General features: G+C 60.4%; 16 protein-coding genes. 10 read left to right on the forward strand and 6 right to left on the reverse strand.

What is annotated here, in order from left to right:
• Positions 1 to 371 (reverse strand): biotin/lipoyl-containing protein (locus tag HMPREF2807_RS09680; protein WP_304440003.1); only part of this gene is annotated, 371 nt, incomplete at its 3' end.
• Between the two features lie 148 nt (positions 372 to 519).
• On the opposite strand from HMPREF2807_RS09680, the gene HMPREF2807_RS09685 reads away from it, so the two are divergent.
• Entirely contained in the window at positions 520 to 927 is a 408-nt protein-coding gene (locus HMPREF2807_RS09685) for an oxidoreductase (protein WP_070512383.1), read from the forward strand.
• A gap of 11 nt (positions 928 to 938) precedes the next feature.
• On the opposite strand, the gene HMPREF2807_RS09690 is transcribed toward HMPREF2807_RS09685, so the two are convergent.
• Entirely contained in the window at positions 939 to 1,481 is a 543-nt protein-coding gene (locus HMPREF2807_RS09690; protein WP_070512386.1) for an isochorismatase family protein, read from the reverse strand.
• A 28-nt stretch (positions 1,482 to 1,509) separates the two neighbouring features.
• Between HMPREF2807_RS09690 and HMPREF2807_RS09695 the strand changes: the two genes are divergently transcribed.
• Positions 1,510 to 2,784, forward strand: a complete 1,275-nt coding sequence (locus HMPREF2807_RS09695; protein ID WP_070512389.1) for a glutaminase — start codon at positions 1,510 to 1,512, stop codon at positions 2,782 to 2,784.
• Between the two features lie 48 nt (positions 2,785 to 2,832).
• Here HMPREF2807_RS09695 and HMPREF2807_RS09700 read toward each other — a convergent pair whose 3' ends face one another.
• Positions 2,833 to 4,332 carry a leucyl aminopeptidase gene (locus HMPREF2807_RS09700; RefSeq protein ID WP_070512696.1) on the reverse strand — a complete coding sequence of 500 codons (1,500 nt, stop codon included), beginning with the start codon at positions 4,330 to 4,332 and terminating at the stop codon, positions 2,833 to 2,835.
• A gap of 212 nt (positions 4,333 to 4,544) precedes the next feature.
• Between HMPREF2807_RS09700 and HMPREF2807_RS09705 the strand changes: the two genes are divergently transcribed.
• The gene (locus HMPREF2807_RS09705) at positions 4,545 to 5,648 is read left to right on the forward strand and encodes a branched-chain amino acid aminotransferase (protein WP_070512392.1); all 1,104 of its coding nucleotides are present in this window, start codon (positions 4,545 to 4,547) and stop codon (positions 5,646 to 5,648) included.
• Positions 5,649 to 5,657: 9 nt separating this feature from the next.
• Here the strand turns inward: HMPREF2807_RS09705 and HMPREF2807_RS09710 are convergent, their stop codons facing one another.
• Positions 5,658 to 6,572, reverse strand: a complete 915-nt coding sequence (locus HMPREF2807_RS09710; protein ID WP_070512395.1) for a nicotinate-nucleotide--dimethylbenzimidazole phosphoribosyltransferase — start codon at positions 6,570 to 6,572, stop codon at positions 5,658 to 5,660.
• Positions 6,573 to 6,584: 12 nt separating this feature from the next.
• Positions 6,585 to 7,277, reverse strand: coding sequence for a DUF3043 domain-containing protein (locus tag HMPREF2807_RS09715; protein WP_070512398.1), 693 nt, complete (start codon positions 7,275 to 7,277; stop codon positions 6,585 to 6,587).
• 179 nt (positions 7,278 to 7,456) lie between these two features.
• On the opposite strand from HMPREF2807_RS09715, the gene HMPREF2807_RS09720 reads away from it, so the two are divergent.
• Positions 7,457 to 7,801 carry a HesB/IscA family protein gene (locus tag HMPREF2807_RS09720; RefSeq protein WP_070512402.1) on the forward strand — a complete coding sequence of 115 codons (345 nt, stop codon included), beginning with the start codon at positions 7,457 to 7,459 and terminating at the stop codon, positions 7,799 to 7,801.
• 83 nt (positions 7,802 to 7,884) lie between these two features.
• Here the strand turns inward: HMPREF2807_RS09720 and asnB are convergent, their stop codons facing one another.
• The gene (gene asnB / locus HMPREF2807_RS09725) at positions 7,885 to 9,807 is read right to left on the reverse strand and encodes an asparagine synthase (glutamine-hydrolyzing) (protein WP_070512407.1); all 1,923 of its coding nucleotides are present in this window, start codon (positions 9,805 to 9,807) and stop codon (positions 7,885 to 7,887) included.
• Between the two features lie 354 nt (positions 9,808 to 10,161).
• On the opposite strand from asnB, the gene HMPREF2807_RS09730 reads away from it, so the two are divergent.
• From HMPREF2807_RS09730 to HMPREF2807_RS09755, 6 genes are all read left to right on the forward strand, one after another.
• Positions 10,162 to 11,241, forward strand: coding sequence for an aa3-type cytochrome oxidase subunit II (locus HMPREF2807_RS09730; protein ID WP_070512410.1), 1,080 nt, complete (start codon positions 10,162 to 10,164; stop codon positions 11,239 to 11,241).
• 19 nt (positions 11,242 to 11,260) lie between these two features.
• Positions 11,261 to 11,692 carry an aa3-type cytochrome oxidase subunit IV gene (locus tag HMPREF2807_RS09735; protein ID WP_046647941.1) on the forward strand — a complete coding sequence of 144 codons (432 nt, stop codon included), beginning with the start codon at positions 11,261 to 11,263 and terminating at the stop codon, positions 11,690 to 11,692.
• Between the two features lie 584 nt (positions 11,693 to 12,276).
• A complete protein-coding gene (locus HMPREF2807_RS09740; protein ID WP_010190575.1) occupies positions 12,277 to 12,861 on the forward strand; it encodes an aa3-type cytochrome oxidase subunit III in 585 nt (194 codons plus the stop codon).
• A gap of 67 nt (positions 12,862 to 12,928) precedes the next feature.
• Positions 12,929 to 13,816 carry a cytochrome bc1 complex diheme cytochrome c subunit gene (locus HMPREF2807_RS09745; RefSeq protein ID WP_070512413.1) on the forward strand — a complete coding sequence of 296 codons (888 nt, stop codon included), beginning with the start codon at positions 12,929 to 12,931 and terminating at the stop codon, positions 13,814 to 13,816.
• A complete protein-coding gene (locus HMPREF2807_RS09750) occupies positions 13,813 to 15,033 on the forward strand; it encodes a cytochrome bc1 complex Rieske iron-sulfur subunit (protein ID WP_070512416.1) in 1,221 nt (406 codons plus the stop codon). Before HMPREF2807_RS09745 ends, HMPREF2807_RS09750 begins: the two co-directional genes overlap by 4 nt.
• Positions 15,033 to 16,655, forward strand: a complete 1,623-nt coding sequence (locus HMPREF2807_RS09755) for a cytochrome bc1 complex cytochrome b subunit (protein WP_046647943.1) — start codon at positions 15,033 to 15,035, stop codon at positions 16,653 to 16,655. The genes HMPREF2807_RS09750 and HMPREF2807_RS09755 overlap by 1 nt, the downstream gene beginning before the upstream one ends.
• The last annotated feature ends 314 nt before the right edge of the window (positions 16,656 to 16,969 follow it).

Consider the following 16,969-nt stretch of genomic DNA (forward strand, 5'->3'; position numbering starts at 1 on the left):
GGCATTTCCACGTCGGTGGCATCACCAGAAGCAGCAGGCGCCTCGGACTCAGCGTCCTCAGCGGGCTTGTCTGGGGTCTCGGCAGCCTTCTCGGAGGAATCCTCAGACTCCTCAGCAGCCGGTGCGGATTCGCCTTCGTCACCGATGATGGCGATGACTGCGCCCACGTCTACGGTGTCATCTTCCTCAGCCTTGATTTCGAGGATGGTGCCGGCGACCGGGGAGGGGATTTCGGTGTCGACCTTGTCGGTGGAGACCTCGAGCAACGGCTCGTCGACCTCGACGGTGTCACCGACGGATTTCAGCCACTGGGTAATCGTGCCTTCGGTTACGGATTCGCCCAGTTCGGGCATCACAACAGAGTGTGCCATAAGTGTTAAGACTCCTCGAAAGTTGGAATTAGTGAAACGCTAGTGTTTGATTCTACAGCGTGTTTATAAAAGGTGCGCACGGGTGGGGTGAATTAGGGCATCCTCCGCACGAAGTGGCTGAAGGTGGCCTCCGGTAGGCTAAAGAGCCATGTTCAACCCCTTCCGCCGCAACAGCTCCAAGTCCCAACTGCGCCCGCCCCGCGCACCGGGGGAGACCATTCGCGCAGAAGACGCCCAAGAGCTTCAAGCCTGGGCTCAGGGACGTGCCTTTATTGAGGCCTTTATTGAACCGGAGACCGTGGTCAACGAGATGTCTGTCGTTGTGGTGGATGAAAACGGCGCCTTCATCCGCCGTCGCATTGGTGGGCCCAAAGGCATCGACGCGGTGGCTAAGCTTCTGCGCTGCGATGTCTATGACGTCGAAGAGACTGGTTACCCCCAGCGCATGCGCGAGCGCATCGAGCGAGAGCGCATTCTGCGCAAGCGGGAGGAACAACGCGAGCGCCGTCAGCGGTTTGAACAGCGACAGCAGCAGAATGGCCAGGACGGCAATTAGAAGGGTGCTGCCTAGCCAGTAATGATGGTGGCGCCTGCCTTCTCAAGCTCCTCCAGAGCGGCGGCGCCGCGGGCCTCGTCGACAGGCGCGCAGTAATCCGCCAGCACACGCACCGTGAATCCCTCCGCAAGGGCGTCGGAAGCGGTGGCGCGCACGCAGTGATCGGTAGCGATGCCCACGATGTCCACGGCGGTGATGTCGTGCTCGCGCAGCCACTCTGCCAGGGGAACGCCGTCGGCCGCGCCTTCGAAACCGGAATACGCAGCGGTATATTCACCCTTCTTGAAATAGGCCTGGGCGGGCCCGATCGCTTCGTGCATCGCGGCGCCGAAGGAATCGGCCACGCAGTGCGCGGGCCAGGTATCAACGAAGTCTGGATTCTCGGAGAAGTGGGTACCCGGATCGATGTGCCAGTCCTGCGTGGCAACGACAGTGTCGTAGGAAGGCTGGAGGGCACCGATGCGATCGGCCACCTCATTTCCGCGCTCGGTGGCGAGGGCTCCGCCGGGGCAGAAGTCATGTTGGACGTCGACAATGATGAGTGCAGGTGTCATACGTGGCAATTCTATACGCTGGGAAACGATGAAAACACCGATTCCCTTTTATCTACAGAAGATCCTTGATGGCGTTCACGATCACGATTCCGGAGAAGTCGCGGACTATATCCCGGAGCTGGCTGCCGCAAACCCCGAGCAGCTGGGTGTGGCGCTGTGCTCTGTGACGGGCCACCTCTACAGCGCCGGTGACGCAGAGACCCGCTTTACCATCCAGTCCATTTCCAAGCCCTTTGTCTACGCCCTCGCACTGAGCGAGTTCGGCCCTGACGCGGTGCGTGAGGTGGTAGGACTCGAGCCCTCGGGGCAGGCCTTCAATGAGTTATCCCTAGCCAAGGACCACCGCCCCCTGAACCCGATGATCAATGCAGGTGCCATCGTGGTCAATCAGCTGATTAATGGGGTGGAGTCGACCGTGGAGGACCGCGTGGAAAAGATCCGCGCCTTCATATCCCAGTTGGCGGGGCGCGAGGTGGACGTCGATAAGCGCCTGTGTGACTCGGAACTTGAGCACGCTGAGCGCAACCTGTCCCTGGCACATATGCTGCGCTCCTACGGCATCATCCAGGACGATGCCCACGACGCCGTGCTGTCCTATACCTCGCAGTGTGCCCTATCGGTGGACGTGCGCGACCTCGCCGTCATGACCGCGACCCTGGCTAATGGTGGCCGCCAGCCGGTAACGGGGGAGAAGATTTTGGACGCCGACGTCTGCCGCATGACGCTGGCGGTGATGAGTTCCTGCGGCATGTACGACGGTGCTGGGCGCTGGATGGCAGAGGTGGGAATCCCCGCTAAGTCCGGCGTATCCGGAGGGCTCATTGGAACGCTGCCGGGGCAGATCGGCGTGGCGACGTTTTCGCCGCGTCTCGATGAGCAGGGAAATAGCGTGCGCGGAACCGAAATCTTCCGCGAGCTCTCCTCGGACATGGGCCTGCACTTGATGTCCACGGAAAACCGCTTTGGTGTGCACCCAGTTCGCAGCGTCGACGAGGACGACGACACCGCGATTATCCGCCTGCAGGGCCACATCAACTTCACCGCCACCGAAGCCATCCTCCACGAGCTGGAGGAGCGCCAGTTCTCCGGCAAGCGCTTGGCCTTGGACTTCTCCCAGGTCTCTGGCCTGCACAAGGTGGGCCGGCGCATGCTCAAGGAAGGACTGCGCCGGCTGCGTGAGGAAGGCAACGAGGTCGCGCTTGTCGACGACGACGGGCTCGTCACCGACCGCGCCATGTCCGACGGTACGGTCCTCCCATTGGCGGATAAGGAGGACTACGTCATCGCCGGCGAAGAGGTGTGAGCGGCCTAAAGCCGCTCACACGAGGGGCCGCATGGAAGCCGCTCTGATTTAGGCTTCTGCGATCTCGCGCAGCGCTGCGACCACGGTGCGCACCGGAACTCCGGTGGCGCGCTTCGGGGTGTAGCCGCGCGGGGCGGAACCGTTCCAAGAGGGGCCGGCGATATCGATGTGGGCCCACTCGATGCCCTCGCCCACGAACTGCTTGAGGTAGGTGCCGGCGAACTCCATGCCGCCCTCGCGCTTGGCGTTGATATTGCGGATGTCTGCGGCCTGGGACTTGATCTCCTCGTCGTGCTCCTCCAGCAGCGGCATGGCCCAGGCGTTCTCGCCCACTTCGCGGCCGATTTCGGCGAGGCGATCGCGGAAAACCTCGGAGCCCATGATGCCGGAGGTGCGCGAACCCAGCGCCACGATCTGTGCGCCGGTGAGTGTCGCAGTCTCAATGAGGTAATCCGGCTTGTCCTCGCTGGCGCGCGCGATGGCGTCCGACAGCACGAGGCGGCCCTCAGCGTCGGTGTTGAGGACCTCGGAAGTCAGGCCGCCGTAGTGGGTAATGACATCTCCCGGGCGGGTAGCACCAGAGCCCGGCATGTTCTCAGCCAGCGGCAGGGTAGCGGTGATCTGAACCGGCAGCTTCAGCTTGGCCGCCGCGATGATGGTGGCCGCCATCGCAGCAGAGCCGCCCATGTCAGAGATCATGTCCCACATGCCATTGCCCGGCTTCAGGGAGATACCGCCGGTATCGAAGGTAATGCCCTTACCTACAAGAGCCACGTGTTTCTTGGCCTTCTTGGGCTTCCAGCTCAGGCGCACCAGACGCGGCGGGCGGGCAGAACCCTTGCCTACCGCGAGGATGCCGCCGAAGCCCTGCTTCTCCAGCTGCTTTTCATCGAGCACCTCGACGTCAAGACCGGCTTCCTTTGCCTGGCCGGAAAGGAATGCGGCGTAGGACTCCGGGTAGAGCTCGTTGGCGGGGGCATTCACGAGGTCGCGGGCAAGCAAGACAGACTCGGCCACGGTGCGGGCTGCCTCGAATTCTTCGGAGACAGACTTATCAGCCACCACCACGAAAGTGGCTGGTTGTTCCTTCTCCTCCAGTTCGGTGGAGCGAATGCCGCGATAAGCGTAGCCGCCGAGGATGAGACCCTCGACAGCAGCAGAAACACCGAAGTCCGCCAGGGTGGTCACGATGGTGCCCACGCCTGCGGTGGCGCGGGCCACGGAGCCGGCGGCGCGGCGCAGGGCCTCGGCGTCAAGCTCCTCTACATCGCCCAAGCCCAGCGCAATGACCTGAGCAGCGCCCGCCTTCTGCGGGGCGGGAACCTTCACGATTTCCCCGGCCTTGCCCGTCGCGCCCACGGCCGCGAGAGCCTCGTACGTCGAGCGCAGTGCGGACGAGCTGAGAAGAGAGGTGCCCGGCACCTCGAGTCCCTCCTCGCCGGCGAAGGCGGCGATCAGCAGGGCATCTGCCTGCTTCGGGGCCTTCTTGGCCAGCTCAACAGTGGGGAAAGAGCCGCGTGCGGGCAGTTCGAACGTGGAAGAAGCCACGATGTCCTCCTTGAGAAAAGTGACAATGGGATACTCCTCACACACTACCCGTGTCTATGGTGTGGAACGTAGTGGGATTACAGTGGGATTACAGTGGGAGTGGGGTGGGGTGGCAGCGGGGCTAGTGGGCTAGCCGAGTGGACTTAAGGAGTGGTGATCTAGCTAAGGCATTTCTGCATCTCTATAGGGGGCTAAGGAGTACGCTGTAATCCATGTTGAATTACACCGTGACGCGAACTGAAAACCCCACCTCCCCGAAGCGCCTGCAGGAGATTCTGGCGAACCCGGGCTTTGGTAAGTACTTCACCGACCACATGGTGACGATTGACTGGACTGAGGACAAGGGATGGCACGACGCGCAGGTACGCCCCTACGCGCCGTTTAGCATGGATCCGGCGTCCACCGTCTTCCACTATGGCCAGGCCATCTTCGAGGGCATCAAGGCCTACCGCCAGCCCGACGGCAGCATCGCCACCTTCCGCCCGGAGCAGAACGCGCAGCGTCTGCAGGCTTCCGCTGAGCGCATGGCTATGCCGCAGCTGCCAGAAGAGGAGTTCATCGAGTCCCTGCGCCAGCTTGTCGACGTCGACCAGGCCTGGGTCCCCGAAGCCGGCGGCGAGGCAGCCCTGTATTTCCGCCCTTTCATGATTGCTACCGATGTGTCCCTGGGCGTGCACCCGGCGCACTCCTACCGCTATGTCGTCATCGCCTCCCCGGCAGGCGCGTACTTCACCGGCGGCATCAAGCCGGTGTCCGTCTGGTTGTCCACCGACTACGTCCGCGCTGCTCCCGGCGGCACGGGCGCGGCCAAGTTCGCCGGCAATTATGCGGCCTCACTGCTCGCCCAGGCGCAGGCCGCGGAAAAGGGCTGCGACCAGGTGGTGTGGTTGGATGCCATCGACCGCACCTACATCGAGGAGATGGGCGGTATGAACCTGGCCTTTGTCTACGGCGAGGAGGGCAACCAAACCCTGGTGACCCCGGCGCTGTCGGGTTCGCTGCTGCCGGGCATTACGCGCGCTTCGCTTCTGCAGGTTGCTGAGGATATGGGGCTGAAGGTCGAAGAGCGCCGCATCACCTACAAGGAGTGGGAGCAGGACGTTGCTTCCGGTGCCATGGTGGAGGCCTTTGCCTGCGGCACCGCAGCCGTTATTACCCCGGTGGGCCACGTCATGGGCGACGAGACCGACTTCCACATCAACAACGATGAGGCCGGTGCTACGACGATGGCCCTGCGCGAGCGCCTCACCGGCATCCAGCGCGGGTCCGTGGAGGATACTCACGGCTGGCTGCACACGCTGGTGGAAGCGAAATAAGCACCCTGTCTAAGCGAGCTCTGCGGCTAGCTGCACCAGCGGCAAGGCCGCGAGCGCGCCGAGGGGGAAACCTTCGCTCAGGTTTAAATCAAGCAGTGGGGTTAGTCCCAGCTCCTTGAGAGCAAGCGCATACGCCGGTTCGGGGGTGGTCGTCCCTGCGCGCAGCCAGCCCTTCACGCCGGGCGCGGTGCGCTCGGCCAGGACAGCGGCGGTGGCGGCCAGGGGGCCGTCGATAAGCACCGGCGTTCGCCGCGCCGTGGCCTGCGCGATGAAACCCGCCAGCGCCGCAAGGTTTGGGGAACCGATGGTTTGCACGACCTCCCAGCCCTCCAGGTTGCGGGCGCGGAACATGGAGTCACGCACAACGCTCACGCGGGCTTTCCACATTGCATCCGTGATGCCGCTGGCCAGAGTATTCGTCCCCACAATCGCCACCGGTTCGGTATGAGTAATCCGGCCCATGACGCTGGCGGCGACGGTGTTTGCGCCGATGCCAAAATCAGACGTGATGAGCAGATCAGCGCCCGAATCGATCTCTCGGTCAGCCGTAGCCATGCCGAGTTCGATGTGTGACTCGCACTCTGCCGGGGACATAGCGGCAGAGGGGGCACCAGGCTCAGTGCTGGTGGACTCTGCGCTGCATTCGACGAAGTCGATGCCCGCTCCTGCCCGCTGCGCAGCGCTGAAGAGATTATCGCGCCACCGATCTGCATCGCTGAGGGAGTGCTCTGTGGCTTCTGCACCGTCGACAGTGGGTACAACGTTGGCATCAGCGCCCTCAAAGACGATGGCTCGGGGGCGCTGAAGGGGCTTCGCCTGCGGGGAATCCTGCGCTGCCGCCAACCACGCGGCAATTTCGGCTACGCGGTTTGGTTGAGCTGCGGTTGAAGGGCGCAGCTGGGGAACCGCGGTGAATTCAGGCATGTGTCCTCCGGTTTAGACGGTGGCTCCGCGCTCCACCTGCGGGCGCGGGGTGCGCCACTTACGCGGCTGGGAGGCGCGGGAGTACGCGTAGAAGCCTAGGCCAAAACCGGCCTCGGTGGTGCCGGGGAACTTGAGACGCACGGCGTTGTTGCACTTGCGCGCGAGCAAGAAACCTTCGACGGCAAAGACAACGATGACCGCCATCGCGCCGATAGAGATGATCTGCGACAGGCGCGGGTCCCGAGTGCTGACGAACATGAGCACCAGCAGGACGATGGCAAAGGGCATGACCCACTCGTTAATGAAGCGGCGGGAGTCTACCCAATCGCGTACGTAGCGGCGGACCTCGCCCTTATCGCGGGCGAGCAAGTAGCGCTCGTCGCCAGCGGCCATGCGCTCCTGTGCCACCTTGTTACGTTCGCGGGACTCAGCGCGCTCCTTACGCTTATATTCCTTCCATTCCGCCTTGGACATGGAAGCCTTAAGCTCCTTGCGATGCTGGTAGCGCTGCGCGTCCGACATCCCCCGGGGATCACGCTTGACGCCGCGGGCGATTTCCTGCGCATCACGCTTGGGCGTGGGGCGGCCCTTCGGCGGCGTGTAGCCCTTGCGGTGCGGTTTCTCGGCGGCGGGTTGTTCTTCCGGCGCCGGGGTGTGCTCGGCGGGGGAAGAAGTCTTGTCATCTTTTTGCCACGGAAGTTTCACGCTGTTTAGCGTACAAGGTCGCGCGGACATAACGGGAATAGGCCCGCGGGAGAGAGCGTTGTGGTGAGGGAACAGGGCACCAGTGAACCACTAGTGAACTGTGAGGCATCCTTTCTTCCTCACCTGTGAGGGGGTAGGGTGGGCTCCAGAAAAATTCCGCATATATAAGAGGAGAAATCATGACCGCTCCCGCGTCTGCAACCGGAGTTATCCTGACCGAGGCCGCTGCTGCCAAGGCAAAGTCCCTGCTTGAGCAGGAAGGCCGCGACGATCTGTCACTGCGCATTGCTGTCCAGCCAGGTGGCTGCGCGGGTCTGCGCTACCAGCTCTACTTCGATGACCGCACCTTGGATGGTGACAAGGTGGACACCATTGGCGGCGTTAACCTCGTCGTAGACAAGATGTCTATCCCGTACCTCACCGGCGCCAAGATTGACTTCTCTGACACCATTGAGGCCCAGGGCTTTACCATCGATAACCCCAACGCTGGCGGCTCCTGCGCTTGCGGTGATTCCTTCAATTAAATTCAAGTAAAGTCACGTTGACAAAACGATGAAGCCCTCGTCCGCAGTGTGCGGCGAGGGCTTCGTCAGTTTTGTTGTTTTAACTAGAGCTTCACGGGGTAGTCGCGCTGCTCTATCTTCGGGTCGATGCGGTCTTCCACGAAGATGCCATGCCAAATCATGAAGGACAGCACCGTCCACAAGCGGCGTGAGTGATCGGATACACCGTCGCGGTGCTCCTTGAGCATCTCCAGAACTTCCTTCTTGTTGAAGATGTCCTCGGTCTGGGATTCGGTAATCTGATCCTGGGCCCAGCCGTAGAGCTCATCGCCGGCCAGCCAGTGGCGCATCGGAACCGGGAAGCCCAGCTTCTTGCGGTGCAGCACGTGCGGGGGAACGATCTGCTCCATGGCCTTGCGCAGAGCGTACTTGGTCGTGCCGTGCGAAATCTTGAGCTCGTGGGGGATAGTTTCCGCGACCTTAAACACTTCCTTGTCGAGGAAGGGAACGCGCAGCTCTAGGGAGTTGGCCATGTTCATCTTGTCGGCCTTGACCAAGATGTCGCCGCGCATCCACGTAAACAGGTCGAGGTGCTGCATGCGGGCTACCGGGTCGAAGTCCTGTGATTGCGCATAGATCGGTGCGGTGACCTCGCGGTGATCCCACGACGGCTTGGCCCAGGGGAGCACCCGCTGGAGCTGCTCGAAGTTAAAGGAACGTGCATTGCCGTAATAGCGCTCCTCCATGGTCATCGAACCACGGTTGAGCAGGGACTTGCCCTTCATTCCTTCGGGGAGTACCTGTGAGAGCTTGCCCAAGCCGCGGCGCAGCGGGGAGGGGATCTTCTCGAACGGAGCTAGCGAGAGTGGCTCCTTATAGATGGTGTAGCCGCCGAAGAGTTCATCCGCACCTTCGCCGGAGAGCACCACCTTGACGTGCTTACGGGCTTCCTGGGCCACGAAGTACAAGGGGACAAGAGAAGGATCTGCTACGGGGTTGTCCAGGTACCACATGATCTTCGGGACAGCCTCGGCGTATTCCTCGGGGGAGACGATCTTGACGATGTGCTCTACACCAATGGCTGCAGCCGACTCGGCGGCGACGTCGACCTCGGAGTAGCCTTCGCGCTCGAATCCGGTGGTGAAGGTGAGGAGGTCCGGGTTGTGGCGCTTGGCCAAGGCTGCGATGGCGGTAGAGTCAATGCCGCCGGAGAGGAAGGAACCGACGGTCACATCGGCACGCATGTGCTTCTCGACGCTATCCTCCAACGCCCGGGCAATCCTATCGAAGAGCTTCTGCTCCTCGCCCTGCTTGACGGGTTGGATAGGGAAGCGTGGCTTGAAATAACGCTCGGAGACTACTTCTTCGCCGGGGCGAAGAGTGACGGTACAGCCAGATTCCACGCGGCGAATATTGGCGTGGAGGGACTCCGGCTCAGGCACGTACTGCAGGTCTACGTAGTGCTCGATGGCGCGCCTATCAAGGCTGAGGTCTAGACCCAGCGAATCGGCCATCGAAAGGATGCACTTCATCTCCGAGGCGAAGACTGTGCCCTCCTTGGTGGTGGCGTAGTAGAGCGGCTTGATGCCGAACTGGTCGCGGGCAGCAAACATCGTGCGCGTTTCGGTATCCCAGATAACGAAGCCAAACATGCCACGCAGGTGCTCTACGACGTCCTTACCCCAGTGGTGATAGCCCACGACGATGGGCTCGCCGTCGCCCTCGGTGTTGAAGGTATAGCCGGCGGCACTGAGCTCTTCGCGAAGTTCTACGTAGTTATAGATTTCGCCGTTGAAGGTAAGGGCATAGCGCTCGGGGTTGTCCTCGGGGCCCCAGCGGAGCGGCTGATTGGAGTGCTCGAGGTCGATGATGGATAGGCGGTTAAAGCCAAAAGCCGCATCATCGTCGTGCCAGGTTCCGGCAGCGTCCGGGCCGCGGTGGCGCATGCACTGAAGAGACTGTTCAAGAGCTTCCAGGTGCTGGGCGGCGTTGCGATCGGCGCTCAGTAGCGCGCAGAGTCCGCACATAAGCTTGCTTCTCCTTATAGATCAAGGTTCATCTCCGGAACACTTTACGGCCGCGGCCAAACGATCTGCGAACCCCGCGCCGCGTTCCCCGTTAGGGTGCGAACTTTCGGATGATGCAGGGGTGTGCGGCTTGTGAATTGGGTCATAGCCGGGAGGGGGAGGCTGGGGGAGCTGGCGTGATCTTGTGCAGGTGGGCCGGTAACATTCCGTACGTTCACTACTTATAGGGCAGGTCCAACGCCCAAACAGTCCAGCGAAAAGGCCTGAAAATCAGGCAGGATGCTCTATTCTGATTGGGTAGGAATGCTCTGTGAGTATTCGAGAAGTTTGTGTGCACAGAAAGGCAGAACACACGTGGGACAGCGTAAGCAGCGCAACCTCGGCCGTAAGGCAGGCCTAGCGGGCGTCATCGCTTTGGGCGGTCTAGCCCTTGCGGGTTGTGACGTCGCAGCGCCGACGGCAGTTGAGAACCTCCTAGGCATGGGTTGGCCGAAGGGTGTTACCCCTGAAGCGACCTCGATGTACAACTTCTGGATCTGGGTCTGGGTTGCTGCATGGATCATCGGTTTCATCATGTGGGGCCTGTTCCTCACCGCTATCTTCCGCTGGAATGCGAAGAAGGCTGAGAAGGCCGGCAAGGGCGAGTTCCCGAAGCAGCTGCAGTACAACGTGCCGCTGGAGATGGCTCTGACCATTATCCCGATTCTGATCATCATGGGCCTGTTCTTCTTCACTGTTCAGGCTCAGCAGAAGGTTACGGCGCTGGACAAGAACCCTGAGGTGACCGTGGACGTTACCGCCTTCCAGTGGAACTGGAAGTTCGGTTACGCCGAGAACAAGGTTGATGGCGAGAACTACGATGGCGCCGATGCTGAGCGTCAGAAGCTTGCCGAGGAATCCTCCCTCGACCCGGAAGGCACCCCGAACCCGAACCCGATTCACGGTAAGTCCACCGGTGACATCTCCTACCTCAACTTCAACAAGATTGAGACTGTTGGTACCACCGAAGAGGTTCCGGTTCTGGTTCTCCCGGTTGACACCCCGATCGAGTTCCGTCTCGCCTCCGGCGATGTTTCCCACTCCTTCTGGGTTCCGGAGTTCCTGTTTAAGCGCGATGCTTACTCCCACCCGGAGAACAACTCCCAGGAGCGTCGCTTCCAGGTAGAGAAGATTGAGGAAAAGGGCGCCTTCGTTGGTCGCTGTGCTGAGATGTGCGGTACCTACCACGCCATGATGAACTTTGAGATTCGCGTCGTTGACCGCGCAGACTTCAACGAGTACCTCAAGTTCCGTGAGGAGAACCCGCAGGCAACCAACGCCGAGGCTCTCGAGCACATCGGTGAAGAGCCCTACGCAGTTACCACCGCTCCGTTCAACTCTCTGCGCGACACCCGCGATGCCGACAACTTTGTCGACACCGCTGAAGCGGCATAAGAAAAGGAACTGATAGAAAATGCGTGCAACATCTAAGGTCTTTTATTCCATCGCGACCTACCTCTTCGTGTCGCTCATCGTCTACGTCATTGGCGTTAACTACGTCAAGGATGATGGCTACATGTACGGCACCGAGTGGGTCGGCATCGTGGGCTTGGTCCTCGCTATGCTGCTCTGCCTCATGCTGGGCGGCTACCTGCACTTCACCGATAACCGCTCCGACATCGCGCCGGAGGATTGGGAAGAGGCGGAGACTGAAGACGCAGCCGGTATCCTTGGCTTCTTCTCTCCGAGCTCCATCTGGCCGCTGTGCATGACCGGCTCCATCGCAGTGCTGGGTCTTGGCATCATCTTCCTCTACTTCTGGATGATTATCCTGGGCGCAGTCCTGCTCGTCACCTCCGTGACTGGCCTGTCCCTGCAGTATGGCCTTCCGAAGGAAAAGCACTAAGGCTTAACCTTTTCTGCCGCGCTTTCTAGCGTCACGACTTCTCACGCCTCCGCCACACCTCGTGGCGGAGGCTTTGTCGTTGAGAAGACTGCGTCGTAGTGCGTTGCGGAAAGTTCCCAAAAGGGAGAAAAAATTTTGATTTGGGTGGAGTGCTGGGGGAGCGGGTGGCTTGCCGAAAGTGTGTAACTCTAGGTCTGTGCTTAGAATTCCAGCACGTTAACGGCCATTTTTACGGGGGTCATCCGAAAGTTGCAGTCCTGCACTTTCGCCCGCGGGGGCGGGTGTGATTTATCTCATTGGCGTTGGTTCGAGCGGTTTCGGATTGCGGGCAAAACGTACCTCTTCTTGACCTGTTGTTGCCTCACAACTGGCGTTGCCAAGTCTCACTACCTGCAGGGATGGGGCGTCGTAAAGCGCGCTAAAAAGTTCCCGACTACTTCCTTGGAGCTCTATGGTTCGTGCCTGGGGTGAAAACTGTGAAGGTCTAGGTCGTGGCCTCAAAAAAATCGGGGGGAAATGAGATGACTTATGCGGTCAGACCAGCCATACTGTTATGCGTGACGAGCGTAGTTTCTAACCAAGGTATGGCAGCACCACGTGTTGCCGCGCTGAACCGACCCAACATGGTCAGCGTCGGCACCATCGTGTTCCTGTCTCAGGAATTGATGTTCTTTGCTGGACTGTTCGCGATGTGGTTCACCTCGCGTGCGAACGGCCAGGAGGGTGACTGGGCAGAGCACACGGCGCACATCAACGTGCCCATGGGCTTCCTCATTACGAGTGTCCTGGTCCTTTCCTCCGTGACCTCTCAGTTCGGCGTTTTCGCAGCAGAAAGGGGTGACGTTTACAAGCTCCGACTCTGGTACTCGGTAACCATCGCGTTGGGTGTTGTCTTCTTGGGCATCATGGCGTTCGAGTGGACAGAGTTGATCATGGCAGGTCTCACTGTTCAGTCCAGTGTCTTTGGTTCGGTCTTCTACATCCTGACCGGGTTCCACGCGGCACACGTGACTGCGGGTCTGATCGCCTTCGGAATTATCTTGGCGCGAATTGCCCGCTCCAAGTTCACGCCTGCACAGGCCACCGCGGCAATGGCAGTGTCTTACTACTGGCACTTCGTTGACGTTGTGTGGATCGGCGTGTTCGTAGTCATCTACCTAGTTCAGTAGGCCGTAGTCGCCGGAGAATAGCCGGCCTACAGTCATTCATCTCCATGTACGAGTTATCTAAAGGAAAATGATGGATAACATCCAGCAGTCCGCCGCAGTGGAAGACGCCACTGCCGCGGCTAAGAAGACCCGCCGTCGCCGCAAGGCGAAGCGCACGCTTGCTGGCGTCTTTGCACTGAGCATCGGTCTTACCGGCGCAGGTGTCTTGGCTTCCGCCCTGACCCCTGACGCGCAGGTGGCTACCGCTGCAAAGGATGACCAGGCACTCGTTCAAGAGGGCAAGGACATCTACGAAGTCGCTTGCATCACCTGCCACGGTGCCAACCTGCAGGGTATCCAGGACCGCGGCCCGTCCCTCGTTGGTATCGGTGCTGGCTCCGTGTACTTCCAGGTTCACTCCGGCCGTATGCCGATGATGTCGAACGACGCACAGGCTGAGCGCAAGACCCCGCGTTACACCGAGCAGCAGACGTTGGCGCTTGCCGCCTATGTTGCTGCCAACGGTGGCGGCGCTGACATCGTCTACGACGAGGATGGCTCCGTAGCGCAGGAGTCCTTGCGCGGCGCCAACTACAACGGCCAGATTCAGGCCGAGGACGTCGCCAAGGGCTCCGAGCTCTTCCGCATGAACTGCGCGTCCTGCCACAACTTCACCGGTAGGGGCGGCGCTCTGTCCTCCGGTAAGTTCGCGCCGCCGCTCGACCCGGCTAACGAGCAGGAGATCTACCAGGCAATGCTGACCGGCCCGCAGAACATGCCGAAGTTCTCCGACCGTCAGCTGACTGCAGATGAGAAGAAGGACATCATCGCCTACCTCAAGTCTGCGAAGGAAACCCCGTCTCCGGCTGGTTGGTCGCTTGGCGGCCTCGGTCCGGTGGCTGAGGGCCTGGCAATGTGGATCATCGGCATCAGCCTTCTGTGCGTTGCCGCTATGTGGATTGGATCTCGCTCATGAGCAACGTAAAGAAGAATTACTCTCGCAAAGAGCTCGATGCTATGAGCAACGACGAGCTCGCAGCCCTCGGTACCGAGCTGGACGATGTTACCGTTGCGTTCCGTAAGGAGCGCTTCCCGGTAGAGGGCGATCCCGCCGAGAAGCGTGCCGCTGCAAACGTCACCTTCTGGCTCATCATCTCCGTCCTGATGGGCATTGCCTTCCTGGCCGTCTACCTCTTCTGGCCGTGGGAGTACAAGATGCTCGGCGAGGACGGCATGTGGTGGCACACCCTCTACACGCCGTTGCTCGGCTTGACCTCTGGTCTGTGCATCCTGGGCTTGGGCTTTGCCATCGTTCAGTACGTCAAGAAGATCCTCCCCGAGGAGATCTCGGTTCAGCGCCGCCACGACGGTCCTTCCGATGAAGTCGACCGCCGCACGCTGACCGCGCTGCTGAATGACTCCTGGAACACCTCGACCTTGGGTCGTCGTAAGACCATCATGGGGCTGCTCGGTGGTGCTGGCGTTCTCTTCGGCCTTACCGTCATCGCTCCGCTGGGTGGTGCCATCAACAACCCGTGGAAGAAGCGCCACGAGTTGAACTACATGGGTGACGGCACCCTGTGGACCTCCGGTTGGACCCTGCATGAGAAGGGCGTCAAGCTCTACCTCGCTCGCGATACCGGTACTATCGCCGAAATGCACGAAGGCGAGTCCGGCTCGCACTACACCACCCGTGGCGTCACCCGCCTGGTGCGCGTGCGTCCGGAAGATCTGGCTGCAGGCGGTATGGAGACTGTCTTCCCGCTGGCTGCTGAGGATGTCAACGACGGTGCAGAGTACTCCGAGGACAAGGACGTCTACGAGAACCACATGCACTCCATCCACGGTAACCGCAACGCTGTGATGCTCATCCGCCTGCGCAACGATGATGCCAAGAAGGCTATCGAGCGCAAGGGTCAGGAAGACTTCCACTACGGCGATTACTACGCCTACTCCAAGATCTGTACCCACATTGGTTGCCCGACCTCGCTGTACGAGGCACAGACCAACCGCATTCTCTGCCCGTGCCACCAGTCGCAGTTCGACGCGTTGCACTACGGTAAGCCGGTCTTCGGCCCGGCAGCCCGTGCACTGCCGCAGCTGCCGATTGATGTGGACGATGAGGGCTACCTCATTGCTAAGGGCAACTTCATCGAGCCCGTCGGACCTGCATTCTGGGAGCGTAAGTCATAATGAGTAACAAACTTGCACAGATGGGTAACAACATGGACGAGCGGTATTCCGCTGCCGGCGTCCTGCGTACCCAGCTCAACAAAGTCTTTCCCACTCACTGGTCCTTCATGCTCGGTGAGATGGCACTGTACAGCTTCATCATCCTGTTGCTGACCGGTATCTACCTCGCGCTTTTCTTCGATCCTTCAATTACGAAGGTCATCTACGACGGTGGGTACACCCCGCTGAACGGCGTGGAGATGTCTCGCGCCTACGCAACGGCACTCGATATCTCCTTTGAGGTCCGCGGCGGTCTGTTTGTGCGCCAGATGCACCACTGGGCTGCACTCATGTTCATGATGTCCATGATTGCCCACATGCTGCGCATCTTCTTCACCGGCGCATTCCGTCGCCCGCGTGAGGCCAACTGGATTATCGGTTGCGCGCTTATCCTGCTGGGCATGGTCGAGGGCTTCCTTGGCTACTCCCTTCCGGATGACCTGCTCTCCGGTGTTGGTCTGCGAATCATGTCAGCCATCATCCTGGGTCTGCCGATCATCGGTACCTGGCTGCACTGGGCCATCTTCGGTGGCGACTTCCCGTCCGACCTCATGCTGGACCGTTTCTACATCCTGCACGTGCTGGTTATCCCGGGCATCATCCTGGGCCTTATCGCAGCACACCTCATCATGGTGTGGTTCCAGAAGCACACCCAGTTCCCTGGACCGGGTCGCGCTGAGAACAACGTCGTGGGTGTCCGTATTATGCCGGTCTTCGCCACCAAGGCAATCGGCATGGGCATGATGGTTGCTGGCGTGCTGGCGCTCATCTCCGGTCTGATGACGATTAACGCCATCTGGAACCTTGGCCCGTACAACCCGTCCCAGGTCTCCGCTGGTTCCCAGCCGGATATCTACATGCTGTGGACTGACGGTGTTGCTCGTGTCATGCCGGCATGGGAGCTCTACATCGGCAACTACACCATTCCGTCTGCGTTCTGGGTTGCACTGCTCTGTGGCCTCATGGTCGTTCTGCTCTTCGCCTACCCCTTCATTGAGAAGAAGCTGACGGGCGACGACGCTCACCACAACCTCCTGCAGCGCCCGCGTGACGTTCCGGTTCGCTCCGCTATCGGTGCAGCTGCCATCGTCTTCTTCCTGCTGGTAACGCTGTCTGGTGGTAATGACCACGTGGCACACTTCTTCCAGATCTCGCTGAATGCGATGACCTGGGTTGGCCGTATCGGTCTGATTGTCCTGCCGCCGATTGCATACTTCATGACCTACCGCATCTGCGTTGGTCTGCAGCGCTCCGACCGTGAGGTGCTGGAGCACGGTATCGAGACCGGTGTCATTAAGCAGCTGCCGAACGGTGCCTTCATCGAGGTTCACCAGCCGCTTGGTCCGGTGGACGAGCACGGCCACCCGGTTCCGCTCGAGTACGCCGGCGCTCCGGTTCCGAAGCAGCTCAACCAGCTTGGTCTGGCCGACTCCGAGACACAGGGCATCTTCTCTTCCGATGACTCCGCTATCGTCTCCCGAGTCAATGAAATTCGCCACGAGAACCACGCTGAGGAGGCGGAGATGTTCCGTCAGCTCAACGAGGCTAACCGCCGCGAAGACGAGGAGAATGGCCGCATCTAGCGCCATCACTCGCTGAAACACGCTCACAGAGCCCGTTCCTTTCTCCATCACACAGGAGAATAGGAACGGGCTTTTGCGTTCTCATTTCCTTTAGTCGCGGGGCCGCGAACTGGGCCCTTGGAGCCGGCCTGGTTCATTTGTTCATTTCGGAAGCTGAGCTAAGTCAGGAGGGCGTACTTGCACAAGGCATCTGACAAAAGGCATTTTTGGGTCTGAAGACGCCATCTGCCATGAGTAAATAGCGTTTTTAGCCGTCAGAACGCCTTACGACTGATGCCTTTTGCCAGACGCCTTTTGTCAGATGCCTCAGGCGT

The sequence above is a fragment of the Corynebacterium sp. HMSC074A09 genome, assembly GCF_001811545.1.
In the GTDB taxonomy this organism is placed as follows: Bacteria; Actinomycetota; Actinomycetes; order Mycobacteriales; family Mycobacteriaceae; genus Corynebacterium; species Corynebacterium hiratae.